The organism is Lamprocystis purpurea DSM 4197, assembly GCF_000379525.1.
Classification (GTDB): domain Bacteria; phylum Pseudomonadota; class Gammaproteobacteria; order Chromatiales; family Chromatiaceae; genus Thiodictyon; species Thiodictyon purpureum.
In genome coordinates this window covers 240,290-257,443 of the sequence record NZ_KB902362.1, presented here as the reverse complement: position 1 = coordinate 257,443, position 17,154 = coordinate 240,290, and the positions used below count along the sequence as shown (strand labels likewise).

The 17,154-nt window shown below is 63.5% G+C and carries 16 protein-coding genes and 1 pseudogene; 15 read left to right on the top strand and 2 right to left on the bottom strand.

Annotated features, from left to right (window positions below; all coding sequences use genetic code 11):
- The first annotated feature begins 25 nt into the window (after positions 1-25).
- The 14 genes and pseudogenes from A39O_RS0101080 to A39O_RS0101015 all read left to right on the top strand — a co-directional run bounded on the left by A39O_RS0101080 (position 26) and on the right by A39O_RS0101015 (position 11,887).
- Positions 26-898: a glycosyltransferase family 2 protein gene (locus A39O_RS0101080; protein WP_020502867.1), complete on the top strand. Its 873-nt coding sequence runs from the start codon at positions 26-28 to the stop codon at positions 896-898.
- On the top strand, positions 895-1,893 hold the full coding sequence (locus A39O_RS0101075) for a lysylphosphatidylglycerol synthase domain-containing protein (protein ID WP_020502866.1): 999 nt from the start codon (positions 895-897) through the stop codon (positions 1,891-1,893). The genes A39O_RS0101080 and A39O_RS0101075 overlap by 4 nt, the downstream gene beginning before the upstream one ends.
- 65 nt (positions 1,894-1,958) lie before the next feature.
- Positions 1,959-2,771 (top strand): class I SAM-dependent methyltransferase, encoded by an 813-nt coding sequence (locus tag A39O_RS0101070; RefSeq protein ID WP_020502865.1) that lies wholly within the window; start codon positions 1,959-1,961, stop codon positions 2,769-2,771.
- Positions 2,772-2,852: 81 nt separating this feature from the next.
- Positions 2,853-5,240 carry a type I restriction-modification system subunit M gene (locus A39O_RS0101065; RefSeq protein ID WP_020502864.1) on the top strand — a complete coding sequence of 796 codons (2,388 nt, stop codon included), beginning with the start codon at positions 2,853-2,855 and terminating at the stop codon, positions 5,238-5,240.
- Between the two features lie 75 nt (positions 5,241-5,315).
- Positions 5,316-6,479: a Fic family protein gene (locus A39O_RS0101060; protein ID WP_020502863.1), complete on the top strand. Its 1,164-nt coding sequence runs from the start codon at positions 5,316-5,318 to the stop codon at positions 6,477-6,479.
- 530 nt (positions 6,480-7,009) lie between these two features.
- Complete coding sequence (locus A39O_RS42005; protein ID WP_020502862.1) at positions 7,010-7,345, top strand: hypothetical protein; 336 nt, start codon at positions 7,010-7,012, stop codon at positions 7,343-7,345.
- 144 nt (positions 7,346-7,489) lie between these two features.
- Positions 7,490-7,909 (top strand): annotated as a pseudogene (locus A39O_RS40125) (hypothetical protein); the annotation flags it as partial.
- Positions 7,906-8,493 carry a zeta toxin family protein gene (locus A39O_RS0101045; RefSeq protein ID WP_020502860.1) on the top strand — a complete coding sequence of 196 codons (588 nt, stop codon included), beginning with the start codon at positions 7,906-7,908 and terminating at the stop codon, positions 8,491-8,493. The pseudogene A39O_RS40125 and the gene A39O_RS0101045, both read left to right, overlap by 4 nt.
- Positions 8,490-8,723, top strand: a complete 234-nt coding sequence (locus A39O_RS31430) for a hypothetical protein (protein ID WP_020502859.1) — start codon at positions 8,490-8,492, stop codon at positions 8,721-8,723. The genes A39O_RS0101045 and A39O_RS31430 overlap by 4 nt, the downstream gene beginning before the upstream one ends.
- Before the next feature lie 162 nt (positions 8,724-8,885).
- The gene (locus tag A39O_RS0101035) at positions 8,886-9,260 is read left to right on the top strand and encodes a hypothetical protein (RefSeq protein WP_020502858.1); all 375 of its coding nucleotides are present in this window, start codon (positions 8,886-8,888) and stop codon (positions 9,258-9,260) included.
- Positions 9,261-9,349: 89 nt separating this feature from the next.
- Entirely contained in the window at positions 9,350-9,511 is a 162-nt protein-coding gene (locus A39O_RS31425) for a hypothetical protein (RefSeq protein ID WP_020502857.1), read from the top strand.
- A 134-nt stretch (positions 9,512-9,645) separates the two neighbouring features.
- Entirely contained in the window at positions 9,646-9,993 is a 348-nt protein-coding gene (locus A39O_RS0101025) for a nucleotidyltransferase domain-containing protein (RefSeq protein ID WP_020502856.1), read from the top strand.
- 150 nt (positions 9,994-10,143) lie between these two features.
- Positions 10,144-11,169 (top strand): hypothetical protein, encoded by a 1,026-nt coding sequence (locus tag A39O_RS31420; RefSeq protein ID WP_020502855.1) that lies wholly within the window; start codon positions 10,144-10,146, stop codon positions 11,167-11,169.
- On the top strand, positions 11,159-11,887 hold the full coding sequence (locus tag A39O_RS0101015; RefSeq protein WP_020502854.1) for a M48 family metallopeptidase: 729 nt from the start codon (positions 11,159-11,161) through the stop codon (positions 11,885-11,887). Before A39O_RS31420 ends, A39O_RS0101015 begins: the two co-directional genes overlap by 11 nt.
- A 139-nt stretch (positions 11,888-12,026) precedes the next feature.
- Here A39O_RS0101015 and asnB read toward each other — a convergent pair whose 3' ends face one another.
- Entirely contained in the window at positions 12,027-13,868 is a 1,842-nt protein-coding gene (gene asnB / locus A39O_RS31415) for an asparagine synthase (glutamine-hydrolyzing) (protein ID WP_083924396.1), read from the bottom strand.
- 116 nt (positions 13,869-13,984) lie between these two features.
- Positions 13,985-15,814: a glycosyltransferase gene (locus A39O_RS0101005; RefSeq protein WP_020502852.1), complete on the bottom strand. Its 1,830-nt coding sequence runs from the start codon at positions 15,812-15,814 to the stop codon at positions 13,985-13,987.
- Positions 15,815-16,333: 519 nt separating this feature from the next.
- Between A39O_RS0101005 and A39O_RS0101000 the strand changes: the two genes are divergently transcribed.
- A complete protein-coding gene (locus A39O_RS0101000) occupies positions 16,334-17,149 on the top strand; it encodes a class I SAM-dependent methyltransferase (protein WP_157639544.1) in 816 nt (271 codons plus the stop codon).
- Positions 17,150-17,154 lie beyond the last annotated feature (5 nt).

Sequence of the window (17,154 nt, the reverse complement as noted above, 5' to 3'; positions counted from 1 at the left end):
CCATGAATTGTGTTACTCTTAGACTATGATCAGCATCGTTATTCCTGCCCTGAACGAGGCCGGCGGCATCGCCGGAACCATCGACTCGCTGCAACAGGTCCTCGCCCACAGCCCCGAGGCCGGCGCCGAGATCCTGGTGGTCGATGACGGCTCCAGCGACGCCACTGCCCGGATCGCGGCCGAGGCGGGCGCCACCGTCGTCCGTCACCCGCATAACGTCGGGTATGGTCAGGCGCTCAAATCAGGCATCCGGGCGGCGCGCCACGACACCATCGTCATCATCGACGCGGACCTCACCTACCCGGCGCAGTCGATCCCGGAACTGGTGGCCGAGTTCCGCAAGGGGTTCGACATGGTGGTCGGCGCACGCACCGGCCACCATTACACGGGCAGCGTCTTCAAGGGTCCGCTGCGCGATATCCTCAAGTTCCTGGTGGAGTTCAGCGCCGGCCGCAGCATCCCGGATGCCAACTCGGGCTTGCGGGTCTTCAGCCGCGCGACCATCTCCGGCTACTTGCCCCATCTGTGCAATACCTTCAGCTTCACCACCTCGCTGACCCTGGCCTATATGCTGACCGGCCGCTTCGTCACCTATTTGCCGATCCCTTATCACGAACGGGTCGGCAAGACCAAGGTCAAGCTGCTCAAGGACTCATTGCTCACATTGCAATACATCATCCAGGCCATCATCTATTACAATCCGCTGAAGCTCTTTCTGCTCCTCACCCTGATCACCATCGCACTGGCCATCGGCGGTTTCCTGGCCGCGGCCATCACCGGACTGCACGCCCCCTACCTGCTCGGCATCGGCGGGCTGCTGATGTCGATCGCGGTGTTTGCCCTGGGCCTGCTGGCGGATCTGTTGCGCCAGATCCTGGTCAGGACGGGCGCTGAGTGACAGTCCCGGTAACGCCGCCGGCCGCGCCCGATCCGCTTGCCGTATTCGAGGCCCCGGCGGCAGCGGCGCTGACGCGTCAGGGCCAACCGCCGGCACGGGGGCTCGTCCTGCTCAAGATGGGGCTGGTGCTGGTGGGGCTCGGGTTCCTGATGGTCTGGGCCGGCGAGGGTCTCCCGGCGGAGCGGCTGTCGCTGTCATCAACGGCGCTGATCCTCACCCTGGTGCTCTACCAGGCCGCACTCTTCGCGGCAGCCCTGCGGTTGCAGGGCACCCTGGCGGCCTGTGGGATCACCATCACCGCGCGTCAAGCCTTGACGATCCATCTGCGCTCGCTCTTCTATTTCTTTTTCGTGCCTATGTCCGTCGGGTACGAGATCACGCGGTTCCTCGCCGTCCGCCGCATCGACGCGGCGGCTTCGGTCAAACAGGTCGTCATCGCGCTCCTGCTGGACCGCGTGCTGGGCCTGTTGGCCGCCTTGCTGGCCCTGGCCGCGCTGGCCGGCGTGGTGTTGCCGGCCGCGGTCTGGGCTGAAATCGATCTGACCTGGGTCCTGGCGGCGGTCCTGACCGCACTGCTCCTGGGGGCCGCCGCCATGGCCCATGGGTCGCTGCGGCGCCAGGTGTGGGGCCTCCTGAGCGCCTTGGGTCCGATCTGGCCGCGCCTGGCGCTGCCCACCCTGTATTCGCTGGCGGCCCTGGCGCTGGTGTGCGCCTCGGTGTTCGCCTTCGCCGCCGGTTCCGGGATCCGGGTCGACTGGGCGCCGGTCAGCTTTGCCCTGTCGGCGTCGCTGCTGGGGATGGCGATCCCGGTGTCACTGCTCGGCGTCACCCTGGGCGAGGTGGCAGGGGTCGGCACCCTGGCACTGATCGGACTGACCCCGGGGGTCGCGGTGCTGCTGACTTCGGTCGCCTATTGCGGGCGCCTGTTCGGGGCCATGCAAGGGGCGGTGATCGAACTCTGGGGCGACGCGGGACGCGTGACGCGGCGCGCCTGATCCATACGATTCCCGCACCGCCCAAGGCGGTGCGGGACTGACCAAGAACCTGGAATGAAAAACACATGACTCAGCGAGAGACCGAGCAGACCATCGCCGATTTCGGGGACCAATGGGTCCGATTCACCGACAACTCGGGCTATTACGGGTCCAAAGAACTGTTCGAGGACATCGTCGCGCCGTTGTTGAGCGCGACCGATGTGGAGGGCCGGCGCGTCGCCGATATCGGCAGCGGCACCGGTCGGATCGTCGCCATGCTGCTCGCCGCCGGTGCCGCGCACGTCACCGCCATCGAACCATCAAGGGCCTTCGAGGTCCTCGCCAACCGCTTTGCCGGTGACACCGCGCGCGTCACCTGCCATCAGTTGCCCGGCGAGGGCATCGCCACGCTCGGCCCCTTCGACCTGGTGGTCACCTTCGGAGTCCTGCACCATATTCCGCGGCCTGAACCCGTTGTCCAGGCCGCCTATGCCGCCCTGCGTCCGGGCGGGAAACTGTTCGTCTGGATCTACGGCCGCGAGGGCAACGAACTCTATCTCACCCTGGTGCAGCCGCTGCGGGCACTGACCAAGCGGCTGCCGGATCGGGTTCTGGTCTGGCTGGTGCGCGCGCTGGACATCCCGCTGGCCGGTTACATATGGCTGTGCGGATTCCTGCCGCTCCCCATGCGCGCCTACATGCGCGATCACCTGGGAAAGCTGGGCGGCGACAAGCGCCGGCTGACCATCTTCGATCAGCTCAATCCGGCCTATGCCAAGTATTACACCCGCGAGGAAGCCCACGCCCTCATGGCGGATGCCGGCTTTGTCGACATCGGCCAACGCCATCGTCATGGCTATAGTTGGAGCCTGGTTGGTACCAAGCCTGAGAGCAACTGAGGCAGATCCGTTCATCCCGGTGTGCGATGACTTCCACCCCGCTGAGGCAGTCGGGCAGCACGTCCAATAAGAAACGAGCCCATGGCCTTCAAGAAGTCCGCACTCTATTCCTCCCTCTGGCGCTCCTGCGACGAACTGCGCGGCGGCATGGACGCCAGCCAATACAAGGACTATGTCCTGGTCCTGCTGTTCGTCAAATATGTCTCGGACAAGTACGCCAACGACCCCGATGCACTGATCGAGGTCCCCCATGGCGGCGGCTTCGCCGACATGGTCATCGCCAAGGGCGACAAGGAGATCGGCGACACGATCAACAAGATCATCGGGCGCCTGGCCGACGCCAACGATAGCCTCAAGGGCGCGATCAACGTCGCCGACTTCAATGACGAGGACAAGCTCGGCAAGGGCAAAGAGATGGTGGACCGGCTCACCAAGCTGGTGGCCATCTTCGAGGGGCTGGACTTCGGCAGCAACCGCGCCGAGGGCGACGACCTGCTCGGTGACGCCTACGAATATCTGATGCGTCACTTCGCCACCGAGTCCGGCAAGAGCAAGGGCCAGTTCTACACCCCGGCCGAGGTCTCGCGCGTCATGTCCATGGTCATCGACCTGGGTCGGGCCACCAGCGGCGCCCAGACCATCTATGACCCCACCTGCGGCTCCGGTTCACTGCTGCTCAAGGCCCACGATGAGGCCAGGAACCGCACCGGCCTGGATCTGACCCTCTACGGGCAGGAGATGGACAACGCCACGTCCGCGCTGGCGCGCATGAACATGGTGCTGCACGATGCGCCTGAGGCGGAAATCTGGCAGGCCAACTCGCTGTCCAGCCCGCACTTCAAGAACGCCGACGGCAGCCTCAAGACCTTCGACTTCGTGGTCGCCAACTTCCCCTTCTCCAACAAGAACTGGACCAGCGGTCTGGACCCGGCGAACGACCCCTACGGGCGCTTTCGCCTCGGCATCCCGCCCGCCAAGAACGGCGACTACGCCTTCCTGCTGCACATCCTCGCGAGCCTCAAGGGCAGCGGCCAGGGCGCCGTCATCCACCCCCACGGCGTGCTCTTCCGTGGGGGTGCGGAGGCCGCCATCCGCCAACGCCTCGTCCGCCAGGGCTACATCAAGGGCATCATCGGCCTGCCGGCGAACCTCTTCTACGGCACCTCCATCCCCGCCTGCATCCTGGTGGTGGACAAGGGCGGTGCGGCCGGGCGGCGCGGCATCTTCATGGTCGATGCCAGCCGCGGATTCATCAAGGACGGCAACAAGAACCGCCTGCGCGCCCAGGACATCCACAAGATCGTCGACACCTTCACCCGCCAGGTAGAGTGCCCCGGCTATTCGCGCATGGCGCCGCTCGCCGAGATCGAGTCCAACGACTTCAACCTGAACCTGCCGCGCTATATCGACGGCAGCGAGCCCGAGGACTTGCGCGACATTGAGGCCCATCTCAAGGGCGGCATCCCCAACCGCGACATCGACGGACTGGCCGCCTATTGGGCGGTCTTCCCCAGTCTGCGCCGCGAGCTGTTCGAGGAGACCGACCGCCCCGGCTATAGCCAGCCCAGAGTGGATGCCGGCCAGGTCAAGGCGGCGATCTTTGGCCACCCTGAGTTCACCGCCTTCAATGCCCGGGTCACGGCGCTCTTTGCCCAGTGGAAGGCCGCCAACCTGCCCAATCTTACCGGCATCCGCATCGGCGACGCGCCCAAGCGGTTGATCGACGGCCTTTCGGAAAGCCTGCTGGAGACCTTCCGCGCCGCCCAGCTCATTGACCCCTACGACTGCTATCAACACCTGCTCGACTATTGGATCGAGACCATGCAGGACGACGCCTGGATGCTGGTCGGCGACGGCTGGCAGGCGCTCACCGATGGCAAGCCCAATACCGACCTGATACCGCCCGACCTGATGATCGCCCGCTATTTCGCCGCCGATGCCGCCGCCATCGCCCAACTCGAAGCCGAGCGCGATGCCGTCGGCCGCGAGATGGAAGAGATGGACGAGGAGCACGGCGGCGAGGACGGCCTGCTGGCGGAGGCCAAGAACGACAAGGGCAAACTCACCCGCGCGAGCGTCAAGGCGCGGCTGGCCGAGATCAGGCCGGACAAGGACGCCGCCCCCGAGCGCCGGATGCTGGCCGCCTACAACGCACTGATCGAGAAGGAGAGCGCCGCCGGCAAGAAGGTCAAGGATGCCCAGAAGGCACTCGACGCCAAGGTGGCCGCCCGCTACCAGAAACTCACGCAGGACGAGATCAAGACCCTGGTGGTCGAGGACAAATGGCTCGCGGCCTTGGGGGCAAGCGTCCAAGGCGAATTGGATCGGGTCAGCCAGGCGCTGACCGGGCGCATCCGGCAACTGGCCGAGCGTTATGCTACACCGCTGCCGAGGCTGGCCGAGGAGGTCGAAACACTCGCCGCCCGGGTCGATGAGCATCTGAAGACGATGGGATTCGCTTGGAAGTGACTGGTTGTCGGCACCTTATTAAAGTATTCTTCGATTTCTTTAACAGCGTCGCGCCTTATTAAAGGGAACTGCGTCATGCACCGCAACGCCACCGGTCGCTATGTGGCCAGTCTGGCTGGCGGGGAGACCGTGCGCGCCTTCGTCCCTGCGCCCCTGCCCCCGACGCCGCCGCTCGACCTGAGCGGCAGTCGCCAAGCGGACCTGGAGCGGGCCACCCTGGCATTGGGGCGCCTCGACAGCATCGGCCTGCTGCTACCCGATCCGCAGCGCTTCTTGTACGCCTATGTGCGCAGGGAGGCGGTGCTGTCCTCCCAGATCGAGGGAACCCAGTCATCCCTTTCCGATCTGCTGCTCTTTGAACTCGATGAGCAACCCGGGGTCCCCTTCGACGACGTGGTGGAAGTCTCCAACTATGTTGCCGCATTGGAACACGGCATGGCGCGCCGTCGCGAGGGTCTCCCGCTCTGCAATCGGCTCCTGCGCGAGATGCATGCCCGCCTCATGGCGCGCGGACGGGGCAGTGACCAGGCCCCCGGCGAGTTTCGCCGCACCCAGAACTGGATCGGCGGCACCAGACCCGGAAACGCCCACTTCGTCCCACCGCCCACCCAAGAGGTGGAGCCCTGCATGGGCGCGTTGGAGGCATTTATCCACGACGCGTCCACTTCGCTTCCCGTGATCCTCAAGGCGGCCTTGGTGCATGTCCAGTTCGAGACCATCCACCCGTTTCTCGACGGCAACGGCCGCGTTGGGCGACTGCTGATCGCGATGGTCCTGCATGAGGGCGGGGCACTCACCCAGCCGTTGCTCTATCTCAGTCTCTATTTCAAGCAGCACCGTCAGGTCTATTACGACCTGCTGGAGCGGGTACGAACCGACGGCGACTGGGAGGCCTGGATCGACTTCTTTCTGGAGGGTGTCGAGCAAACCGCCAACAGCGCCGTGCAGACCGCCCGCCGGCTGGTCGATCTGTTCCAGCAGGACACCCGGCGCGTCCAGGCCGGCGGGCGCGGCGCGGCCAATACCCTGCGCGTGCTCGACGCACTGCGGCAGCGACCACTGTGTAACCTCGGCCAACTGGCCCGGTCCGCCGACATCAGCTTTCCCACCGCCTCCAAGGCCATGCTCGCCCTGGTCGAACTGGGTATCGCCCGCGAGCTGACCGGCCAGCGGCGCAACCGGGTCTTCGTCTACGATGCCTATCTGGAGATACTCAACGAAGGGGGGGAGGCGCTGTGATAATGGAAAATGGACAGTTGACAATGGAGAATGAGCCGCTACCCCTGGGAGACGTGGGCGCTGCGTATCAATTCGCCGCCCTCTCATTCCCACGCTCCGCGTGGAAATGCTGTCTTGGCTGCTCTTGCGGCCTGAACCCATACGCGACGCTGGAGCGTCGGCGCTTGCTCCCACGCTGGAGCGTGGGAGCCAGAGAAGCCAGGAGGAAATTGGTCAGAAGCCTTCTCACCAATTGCATATCTCTCGCGTTTCCGCGCCGGCATCAGGGCGCGCGGGACTGTGACCACGAAGGTCCCGAACCTGGTAGGGTCCGCTACGCGGACCATTCGCCGGTGGGGTTCGCGCGGGGTTCGGTCCGCACAGCGGACTCTACCCGGCTAGAGCAACGAGCGCAGACCTACACCGCAATAGATGCGACGCTGTCGCACCTTTTGCGCCTTCTGGAGCCGGGGCAGACCTTGCGGGAAGCAATACAATGAGCACGGAACTGAGGCCAGGGTACAAGCAAACTGAGGTGGGAGTGATCCCCAATGATGGAACTGACCAACGCCCGCCCTCACCTCTCGTTCCCACGCTCCGCGTGGGAATGCAGCCTTGGCCGCTCCAGCGGCCCGAACCCCTACACGACGCTGGAGCGTCGGCACTTGCTCCCACGCTGGAGCGTGGGAGCCAGAGACAAATGGCTCGCGGCCTTGGGGGCAAGCGTCCAAGGCGAATTGGATCGGGTCAGCCAGGCGCTGACTGGGCGCATTCGGCAACTGGCCGAGCGTTATGCCACCCCGCTGCCGAAACTAATCGAAGAGGTGGACACGCTCGCGGCCCAGGTGGATGACCATCTGAAGGCAATGGGGTTCACATGGAACTGACCAACGCGCAGCTTCGCTTCTCGTTCCCACGCTCCGCGTGGGAATGCAGTCTTGGCCGCTCCAGCGGCCCGAACCCATACGCGTCGCTGGAACGTCGCGACTTGCTCCCACACTCCAGCGTAGGAGCCAGAGAACAGCAACAAGTTTCGTGTTCCAAGGGAAGCAGTGTTGGTTTCGAAGCTCAACCCCCGGATACCAAGGGTTTGGGCACCAATCGATGTTCCGGACCACTCTGTTGCATCTACAGAATTTCTGATTCTCGTGCCAAAGGAATCAGTGTCACGCAAATTCCTTTCTGCTTTCTGCTCATCGCCTTATTTTTGCGGAGAGATGGAGTTAGCTGCATCAGGAACTACTGGGAGTCATCAAAGAATCAGTCCTTCGAGCGCGCTCAATATTGCGATTTCCATACCCCTCGATCCAAGCGAACAAACCGCCATCGCCACCATCCTCTCCGACATGGACGCCGAGATCACCGCCCTCGAAGCCCGCCGCGACAAGACCCGCGACATCAAACAGGGCATGATGCAGGAACTGCTGACCGGGAGGATTCGCCTGGTATGATCACCGACACCCAGCCGGTCTGCCGGATTATTGCCGGCCCCAATGGCGCTGGCAAGACCACCTTCGCGCTAAAGTACCTGCCGGAGATCGCCCATTGCAAAGTATTCGTGAATGCCGACTTGATCGCATTCGGTCTTTCGCCCTTGGATCAGGAACGACACCTGGTGGCCGCCAGCCGTCTATTTCTGAGCGAGATCGAGCAGAATGTCCAGGCGCGCCGGGATTTCGCCTTTGAAACCACCCTGTCCGGTCGCGGCTATCTTCGCCTGATTCGGCGCCTCCGATCCGAGGGTTGGCGGGTGGAACTGCTTTACCTGGCGCTGCCGGCGGCCGAGCTGTCGATCCTGCGGGTCACCGAGCGCGTCGCCCACGGTGGACACTCGATTCCCCGTGTCGCCATCGAGCGCCGATTCCCCCGCAGCCTACAGAACTTATTTCAAGTCTACGCTCGCGCAGTGGATCATACCCGTTGCTTTCTCAATAGTGGCGAGTTGCCGCAACTGGTTTTCGTTCAGCAGGGCGAGACTCTAGACGTTCTAGAACCCGAGCTATTCCAGAGACTCTTGAGCGAGGCCAACCGATGAACGGCGTTTCCTACGAAGACCAGCAGATCCTCGATTCGTTGCGGACCGCAGTCGCTGAGGCACTGGACCGTAAGCGCCGATTGGGACACTATGCGGTCGTATGGCGCGACGGCAAGGCAGTCATCCTCGGCGACGAATCATCCGAGAAGGACTGGCCTGCTCTGCACCACGACACTGCTGCAAAGGGTAGAACCCTAGGCGACTTGATCGAGCCGATCGTCGGCGATTAGTCGGGAGCCGCGAATGACGAACGTTCATCTGGCTCCAGGCTCCAGCGTGGGAGCAAGCCCCATCACTCCAGTGTCGCGTTTCGGGCCGCTGGGCCAGCGCCGCCACATTGCCACGCTGGAGCCTACGCGCGAAAGGTCCAACCAATCTGACGGGGGCACGCGATGAGCGAGGAGGAACTGTTGCGCAATTTGGCGGCAATCCCGATCGGCCAGGGTATCCCAGGTATGAATAAGGGGACTGTCTACCGGTTCGTCGGCATCGGACTGTATGATAGCCATGGCCGGGCGCGGGACTTCGATGGGTGGCAGATCGTCACGCTTGACTCGCCGCAGCGCAATCGCCCACATATCCGGCTGTTCGTCAGCGTCTTGGCGACCTTCCTGAAAGATGGCAAGGCATCCCTGACCTACGGGGGGACACCGCGTTCGGTGATCCTGACCTATCGGCGCGGCGATGGACCAGGAATCCCGAATCTCGTTGAATACGGAAGTCACTACAAATCGCTTGCACGCTATGTCTTCTTGCATCGCACCTGAGGGTTCTGCGCGTGGTTTCGCGGGCCGCTGGAGCGGCCGGACGGCATTCCCACGCTGGAGCGTGGGAACGAGAAGACGACGGTTTTCCGGTGGCCATCCTCAACCGCAACGAACCGGCGTTTTACTGCGTGCCCGCTAAGGCGTGGGAGGCGCCGATGGAACGCATAGACGACTTGGAACTGAATGCCCTGACAAAGACCCGCCTGAACGACGGCCAGGCGATCCTCAAGGTGTCTTTGGATGACCTATGAACTGGGGTTTCTCCCGGATGCACTAAGCGAATGGCGTAAGCTCGATCCGTCGGCGCCTACGGTATTCAGGAAAGAGTGGATTCAAGAATCTTGACGTGAGTGATGAAATAACCGATAAGCGAGAGTTGCACACTATGATTACCAGCGTCAACTTAAGCAAGGAAGCAGAATTTGCCGTGCGTTGTTTTATTGGTCGGATCGCGGCTGAGTTTGACGTGACCGACGCCTTTCTTTTCGGCAGTCGTGCACGCCGGACCCATCGCGAGGACAGCGACGTCGATCTCGCGGTTGTGCTTCATGGCGCTCCGGGGAATCGGGTAGATCAGGCTCTGAAGATGGCGGACATTGCATTCGACGTGCTGTTGGATACGGGCATCGTGATCGAGGCCATCCCGTTTTGGGAGGACGAGTGGGCGCATCCCGAGCGGTTCAGCAACCCGGCCCTGATCGAGAATATCCATCGAGAAGGGGTCCGCCTGTGACGCCGGACGACTATCTCGCCAATCAACCGGCTGGACGGTGTCAGCAAGGATTATGGCTACATCATCGACTACAAGGACCTGTTCAAGCGTCTGGAAGGGGCGGTCGAAGACTACACCAGCGGCGCCTTCGATGCCTATGACAAGGCCGACGTGCAGGGGTTGCTGAAGGATCGGCTGGCCGAGGCGCGCGAGGACTTGGAAGAGGCCCGCGAGGCGGTCAAGGCGCTGTGCGAGCCGGTGGAGGCACCGCGCGAAGAACTGGATTACTTCCATTGGTTCTGCGCCAAGGAGTCGGGCAATGCCAGGCAACTCAAGGACAACGAACCAAAACGGGTGAAGCTCTACAAGTTCGTGGGCGCCTTGCTGCGCAGTTATGCAAGCATCGCCAACGAGGTCGCCGCGGCCGGTTACAGAATCGATGAGATCGAGCAAATCAAAGATGAGGTGGATCATTTCGCCAAGGTCAGCGCGACGGTCAAGCGCAACAGTGGCGACTACATCGATCTGAAGGCGTTCGAGCCGGCCATGCGGCACCTGATCGACACCTACATCCGCGCGCAGGAGAGCGAGATAATCTCCGACTTCGACGACCTGAGCCTGATCGCCCTGATCGTCGAGCGCGGCCCCGAGGCGGTGGATGCGCTGCCCAAGGGTCTCCGCAAGAGCGAGGGCGCGGTGGCGGAGACCATCGAGAACAACGTCCGCCGGATCATCGTCAACGAGACCCCGGTCGACCCGGCCTACTACGAGAAGATGTCCAAGTTGCTGGATGCGCTGATCGAGCAGCGGCGCAAGGGGATGCTGACCTACAAGGACTACCTGGAAAAAATCGCCAAGCTGACCAGGGACGCGACCCTGCCGGGCGGCGGTCCGGGCGGCTATCCTCCGAACGTGAAGACCGCGGCTCAACGGGCGCTCTACAACAACCTGGGCCAGAACGAGGGGCTGACCTTGGCGGTGGACGCGGCGATCGAGGCCAGCCGCATGGATGGCTGGCGCGACAGCACCATGAAGGCCAAGCGGGTGCGCTTGGCGATCCGCACGGCGCTCCAGCAGGCTCATGCGGCGGCGCAGGCCCCGGACGGTCTCGATGATGGCGACGGTCGCGACAGCTACGCGATCGAGGCGGAAGCGACGCGCCTACTCGAACTGGCCAAACACCAAAGTGACTATTGAGACCCGGCACCTGACGATCTCGGGTATCGAGGTCGAAGTGGTGCGCAAAGACATCAAGAACCTGCACCTGGGCGTCTACCCGCCGCTCGGGCGCGTGCGCGTGGCCGCGCCGCTCGTGCTCGGGGACGAGGCGGTGCGACTGGCCGTGATCGACAAGCTGGGATGGATCAAACGGCAGCGAGCCAGGTTCGCCGAGCAACCCCGCCAGTCCCAGCGCGAGATGGTGAGCGGCGAGAGCCATTGGTACCTGGGTCGACGCTATCGACTGCGGGTCTGCGAACAAGAGGGTCAGCCCAGGGTGGCGGTGCGCGGCCTAGCCGCCCTTGAGTTGTTCGTGCGCCCTGCCACCGACGCGGCGCAGCGGGAGGCGATCCTGCTGCGCTGGTACCGCGAGCAACTCAGGGCGCTGATCCCGCCCCTGCTGGATACGTGGCAGCCGGCCCTGGGGGTGCAGGTGGCCGACTGGGGCATCAAGCGGATGAAGACCCGCTGGGGGGGCTGCAACCCGGCCACACGCCGCGTCTGGTTCAATCTGGAACTGGCCAAAAAGCCGGTCCAGTGCCTCGAGTACATCGTGGCCCATGAGCTGACTCACCTGCTGGAGCGACACCATGATGAGCGATTCACGGCCCTGCTGGATAGCCTGATGCCGCAATGGCCGCACTATCGAGACCTACTCAACAGCCTGCCGCTGGCCCATGAGGAGTGGCGGGACTGACAGGTCACGTCGCCCGCAAGCGGGCTCCTACGGAGCTTGATTCTTGATAGCGTCTTATTCGGAAATCGCCTAAAGTCCGACAGGCTGCTAGGGTCGGGTACCGACAGCAGTTCCAATCGAGATACTGACGTGAAACCGCCTAACCGCTCATCGCCCGGCGCAGCCAGAGTTCCAGAATCAACAGCGGCCACACCTGATAAACAGAGAAGCAGCCGGGTCGGGCCTGATGGTCCACCAACCCCTTGAGCGCCGCGGCATCGAGCAGGCCACCGAGTCGACTGGACGGCGCGAGCAGCAGGTCGCGGGCCAGGTCCAGCGTCGCCTCCTTGGACCAGGCACTGGACGGCAATCCAAATCCCATCTTGCGCCGATGCATCCACTCCGCCGGCAGGTAGCGGATCGCCAGATCCTTGAGGATGCGTTTGGTTTCGGCCGGCGGCCGCCAGCAGGCGGACAGCGGCATCCCCTGCGCCAGCGCGGCGACGTCGCGATCGAGCAGTGGGCAGCGGACTTCCAGTGAAACCTGCATGCTCATGCGGTCGACCTTGGGCAGGACCGCCCCCGGCAAATAGGTCTCGGCGTCCAGGGCGCGCATCCGATGCATCAGCGGCTGGCCGGGGTCATTGAGCAGTACCCGCCAGTCCGCCAGGGAGTGCGCGACGGCGGCGGGCAGCCCACCGGTAAGTGCGCCGACCTGCTCCGGCTGAAAGATCAGCCAGCGCGGGGACAGGTAGCCGTCCGCCGGGGTGGCTCCGCGCCGGGTGCGCACCGCACGCACCAACCGCTGAACACGGCTGCCCTGCTCCATCAGGGTGTCGCGATAGCGTCCGTAGCCGCCGAACAGTTCGTCTCCGCCGTCCCCGGAGAGGGCCACGGTGACCTGCCCGCGGGTAAAGCGCGACAGCAGGTAGGTCGGCAGACAGGAGGAATCCCCATTGGGTTCGTCCAGCCGGTTGGCGATCTCGTGGACGAGTTGCAATGCATCCGGGCTCAGGATCTCCTCGTGGTGATCGGTCCCGAGATGCTGCGCCACTTCCCTGGCATACAGGTGCTCGGTCTCCGCGGTCCCGCCGAAGCCGATGGAGAAGGTGCTCAAGGGCCGACCCAGTTCTTGCGTGACCATCGCGGCCACCAATGCCGAATCGACGCCGCCGGAGAGGAAGGCGCCCAGCGGCACGTCACTCATCAGCCGCTTGCGCACCGCCTCCCGGACCCGCAAGCGCAGCTCTTCCTCGCGCTCGGCATAGGACGGACCGCCCGCACCCCGCGGCTCGGTGGGTGTGAAACTGAAGTAGCGTTGCGGCTCCCGCACCCGGATGGCCCCGCCGTCGGTATCCACCACCAGGGTGGAACCAGGCAGGAGCTTACGCACCGAGCGGTAGATGCTGAAGGGTGCGGGGATGTACTGGAGCAACAGATAATAAGCCAACGCGTCCTGATCAATGGTCGCGTCGAACCCCGGCATCCGGGTGAGCGCCTGCAACTCGGAAGCGAAGGCGAACCAGCCCGGCCCCTGGGCATAGTACAGCGGCTTTTTGCCGAAGGGGTCACGGGCCAGCAGCAGGCGGCGGCTCGCGCGATGCCAGACACCGAAAGCAAACATGCCGTCAAACTGTGTCACCCGGGCAGGGTCGAAGGTCTCGAAGAGGTGCGGAATGACCTCGGTATCGGTATGCGAGTGAAAGCAGTGACCCTGAGCGACCAGGTCGTCACGCAACCCCTCGTAATTGTAGATCTCGCCGTTGAAGGTGACCTGCACCGATCCGTCCGCGTTGCCCATCGGCTGACGCCCCTCCTCGGAAAGGTCGATGATGGACAGTCGCCGATGGGCCAAGGCGCAACCGCCGTCCGGGTCGACCCAGACCCCGGCGGCGTCCGGCCCCCGATGCACCATTGAATCGCGCACATCGGTCACGATGCGACGCAACGCATCGGCATCGAAGCCCCCGGATTCGGTCAAAATACCTGCTATGCCGCACATGCCGTCACCGCATCTCCACGTGTTGTCTTGAGCGCCAGGTCGCCGCGGGTAAGGCGACTTCCGTCAAACGCGCATGGTAGCGGGATTTCGGTGCCGCTGTATCAGGCAGCCGCGGATCACCGGGCGAACCCATAGGTCTCCAAAGTCGCCGAGACCATCCGCTCCAGGCCGAAACGTTCCGCCACGAACGCGGGACCGGCGCTGCCGAACCGCCGCCGCAAGCCCGGGTCGTCCAACAGCGACAGGAGTGCGGCGGCAAGCGCCGTCGTGTTCGGCTGCTCGACAAACAGACCGGTGACACCATGCAGCAGGGCCTCCCGAGCACCGCCGCCCCCGCACACCACCGCGGGTGTACCGACCGCCTGCGCCTCGATGACGACATTGGGCGTTCCTTCCCAGCGGGACGCCAGCAACAGCACGTCGAACGCGGACAATGCCAGGATGCTTTCTTTGGTCGGCGGGACCAGGCGCACGCGGTCCCCGAGGCCGGCCTGGGCGAGCTTGGCCTCCAGGTCGGACTGCAAGGGACCAGCCCCGAACAAGAGCCCGCGGATGTCGTCGCGCTCGGAAGTCAGACGGATCAGGGTGTCGACCCAGAGTGCGGGGCGCTTCTCTGCCGAGAGGCGGAACATCCCACCGACCAGCCTGGCCTGCTCGGGGATCCCGTAGCGCTGCCTGAACTCGGCGATCCGATCCGGCGCGGCACGGGTCACCCCATCGCTGTCGAGCCCGTTGTAGATAATCTGGAACCTGGCACCTTCGAGCCCAAGCCAGGCCCCATAGTCGGCCGCCCCGCCATGACTGTTGTTGACATAGACCGTTTCCGGACGAGTCGCCATGGCCCGGTACGCGGGCCGCATGAATGGCTGCAGGATGTACGGAAAATGGACCGGACTGACATTGCGACCGGACAACAGCACCCGCGGCACCCCGGCCATGAGCGCCGCCAGACCCGCACACACACAACTGTGGTCCAGCCAGGCGTGAACAACGGCTGGACGCAGTTCACGGAAAGTGATGTAGAGGTTCGCGACCTCTTGTGCGATCTCGGGCGGAAATCTGTGCAGCAGGGGCCGAAGCTGTTGCGTCAAACGCGCGACCGGCTGGGACTCGTGGCGATCCCAGGCGTCCAGATTGCTCATCGGCCCCTGCACTTCCTGGACGTCCGCCCCGGCGGTGACAAGTTGTTCGAAAAAGAAATCATTCCCAGGCGGCGAAAACAGGTGGGAAACGAGCACGGTCACGTCCGCATCTCCGCCGCGGCACAGGCCGAGAACGGTATTCACAATCTGGCGCTCGGCACCGCCCGCGACCAAAGTCGGGCATGCCATGATGATACGGCCAGGGACGGGCGCATCCGGGGCCGGCAGTAAGTGATGCGTTGAGTCCAGCAACCGCGTCAACCGATAACGGGCGATCCCTTCCAGCAAGGCCGATCGGCCCGGCATGACCGCGCCCACCCGGGACAGCACAATCAAGCCCAACGACCAGAGTTTGCTGAGAACCTTGTACATCGCCATGAACAGGAGCGACCGGGAACTCCAGCGGTCGAGATCCCAGAACACCATGCTCCTGACGCCGCCACGCAACGCGGTGCGGATCATCCGCGCCGTGATGCTGTCACGACCGCCGATATAGACGATTCGCCGCGCCAACCGCGGCGGCAGACACCACGAAAACTCCGCGGGCAAGAACGCGCCGACACGCTCCGCCGACAGACCGGAGTCGACCGGGGGCATCGAGAGAACGCTGAGAACGCCGGATTCCGCCAAGAGGGCTTGCAATTGCGCGGTCGACAAAGTAAAGGGGATCGCCAGCGTCAGGTCGCCTTCGCCATGCGCCGCGCACCAAGCGAGGGCAGCGGCGACGCGCGGATCGACCAGCCCTTCATTGCGGGCTTGGCAAGAAGACGCTCGAACACTCAATGATTGCGCTGCCAGGATCATCTCCGTCTTTGAAACCGCTGTTGGCGATGGCGTTGGACAAGAAAAGAGAGCAAGCCACAGATGCAGCACAGAGGACCGAACGTCCGCCGACAGCATCATCGAACGTGATTTCCAGTGCGATGTCGAAGCCGCTGACCACCGAGTGTCAGGCTATCATAGGAGACACTGATTGTCCTATGCCCGCACGCGCCTCACCGTTGCGCCGCGCAGTCGACATCAGAACTCGGAGCTTAAGTCGTTGCACCACAAGATCATCCGCCTGGCCCCGGTTAACAGACGCACGTTGGCGCTCGTACTACCGAGATCGCCCTCGTTCCAAGGACTCGATGTCGACATGGGCGTAACATCAGCGCCGACAGCAGTTCCGGATTGAGATCATGATATGCTATGCGCGTTAGCTTCTTTCCGAGCCCCAACAGGTGCACGGCCGCGCAGACCTGGCGAATGCGCGCAACACCACGACCAGCGACCCGAACGCGCGGGCCGGGGATACAACTGATACACGTTGATTTTTCTTGAGTGCGCAACATCGAGTACGCAATATTGAGTGCTCAGCGAGCGGCGATTGAACGACTGCCGGACCACCTGGTTGGATGCAACCTGGTGTATTTCCATCGACTGATGCTGGCGGCGGCGGGAATCTACCTGCGCCCCGGCGCATGCGTCCTGGATTTCGGCTGCGGCAGCGGGCGCGCCGTCTACGATTACCGCGATTGCGGGTTCGATGCTTACGGCTTTGATATTGCTGACTACGTTGAACGACGCAACCCGACCGATACGGATTTTTTTCGCTTCTCCTTGACCGGTAGACCAGCACACATACCCGATTACCAGGTCGATTCAGCGGATTACCGGCTGGACTTCGAGGACCAGACCTTCGATTTCGTTTTTTCGAACTCCGTCTTCGAGCATGTACAGAATCATGATCTCGCGCTAAAAGAAATCGCGCGGGTGCTGAAACCCGGCGGGATAGCGATTCACACGTTCCCACCACGTTACAGCCTGATTGAACCGCATACGTTCGTTCCGCTCGGCGGCGCGATCACGAGCCCGACCTGGTACCGCCTGTGGGCAATGCTTGGTATCCGCAATCAATTCCAACGCGGAATGACTGCTGCCGAAGTCGCCAATGCCAATCTTCAATACAGCCGCACCGGCGTCAACTATGTGCCCGTCAAGTCGCTGGTCAGGACGGCACGTCATCACTTCACCGAGACGATTCTCGCCCCCTATCTATGGACAATCGGCGGTCGCCGCCATCCCTTGATCCAATTTTCGCTGGTGGCCTCGCTTTACAGCAGGATCGTACTTGTCGTGCTGCTGTTGCACCGCTAACCGCG

Excerpts from the sequence above, each read along its gene's own strand:
- A39O_RS0101080 (WP_020502867.1), top strand. The coding sequence starts at position 26 with ATGATCAGCATCGTTATTCCTGCCCTGAACGAGGCCGGCGGCATCGCC.
- A39O_RS0101070 (WP_020502865.1), top strand. The coding sequence starts at position 1,959 with ATGACTCAGCGAGAGACCGAGCAGACCATCGCCGATTTCGGGGACCAA.
- A39O_RS0101065 (WP_020502864.1), top strand. The coding sequence starts at position 2,853 with ATGGCCTTCAAGAAGTCCGCACTCTATTCCTCCCTCTGGCGCTCCTGC.
- A39O_RS0101060 (WP_020502863.1), top strand. The coding sequence starts at position 5,316 with ATGCACCGCAACGCCACCGGTCGCTATGTGGCCAGTCTGGCTGGCGGG.
- A39O_RS42005 (WP_020502862.1), top strand. The coding sequence starts at position 7,010 with ATGATGGAACTGACCAACGCCCGCCCTCACCTCTCGTTCCCACGCTCC.
- A39O_RS0101045 (WP_020502860.1), top strand. The coding sequence starts at position 7,906 with ATGATCACCGACACCCAGCCGGTCTGCCGGATTATTGCCGGCCCCAAT.
- A39O_RS31430 (WP_020502859.1), top strand. The coding sequence starts at position 8,490 with ATGAACGGCGTTTCCTACGAAGACCAGCAGATCCTCGATTCGTTGCGG.
- A39O_RS0101035 (WP_020502858.1), top strand. The coding sequence starts at position 8,886 with ATGAGCGAGGAGGAACTGTTGCGCAATTTGGCGGCAATCCCGATCGGC.
- A39O_RS0101025 (WP_020502856.1), top strand. The coding sequence starts at position 9,646 with ATGATTACCAGCGTCAACTTAAGCAAGGAAGCAGAATTTGCCGTGCGT.
- asnB (WP_083924396.1), bottom strand. The coding sequence starts at position 13,868 with ATGTGCGGCATAGCAGGTATTTTGACCGAATCCGGGGGCTTCGATGCC.
- A39O_RS0101005 (WP_020502852.1), bottom strand. The coding sequence starts at position 15,814 with ATGATCCTGGCAGCGCAATCATTGAGTGTTCGAGCGTCTTCTTGCCAA.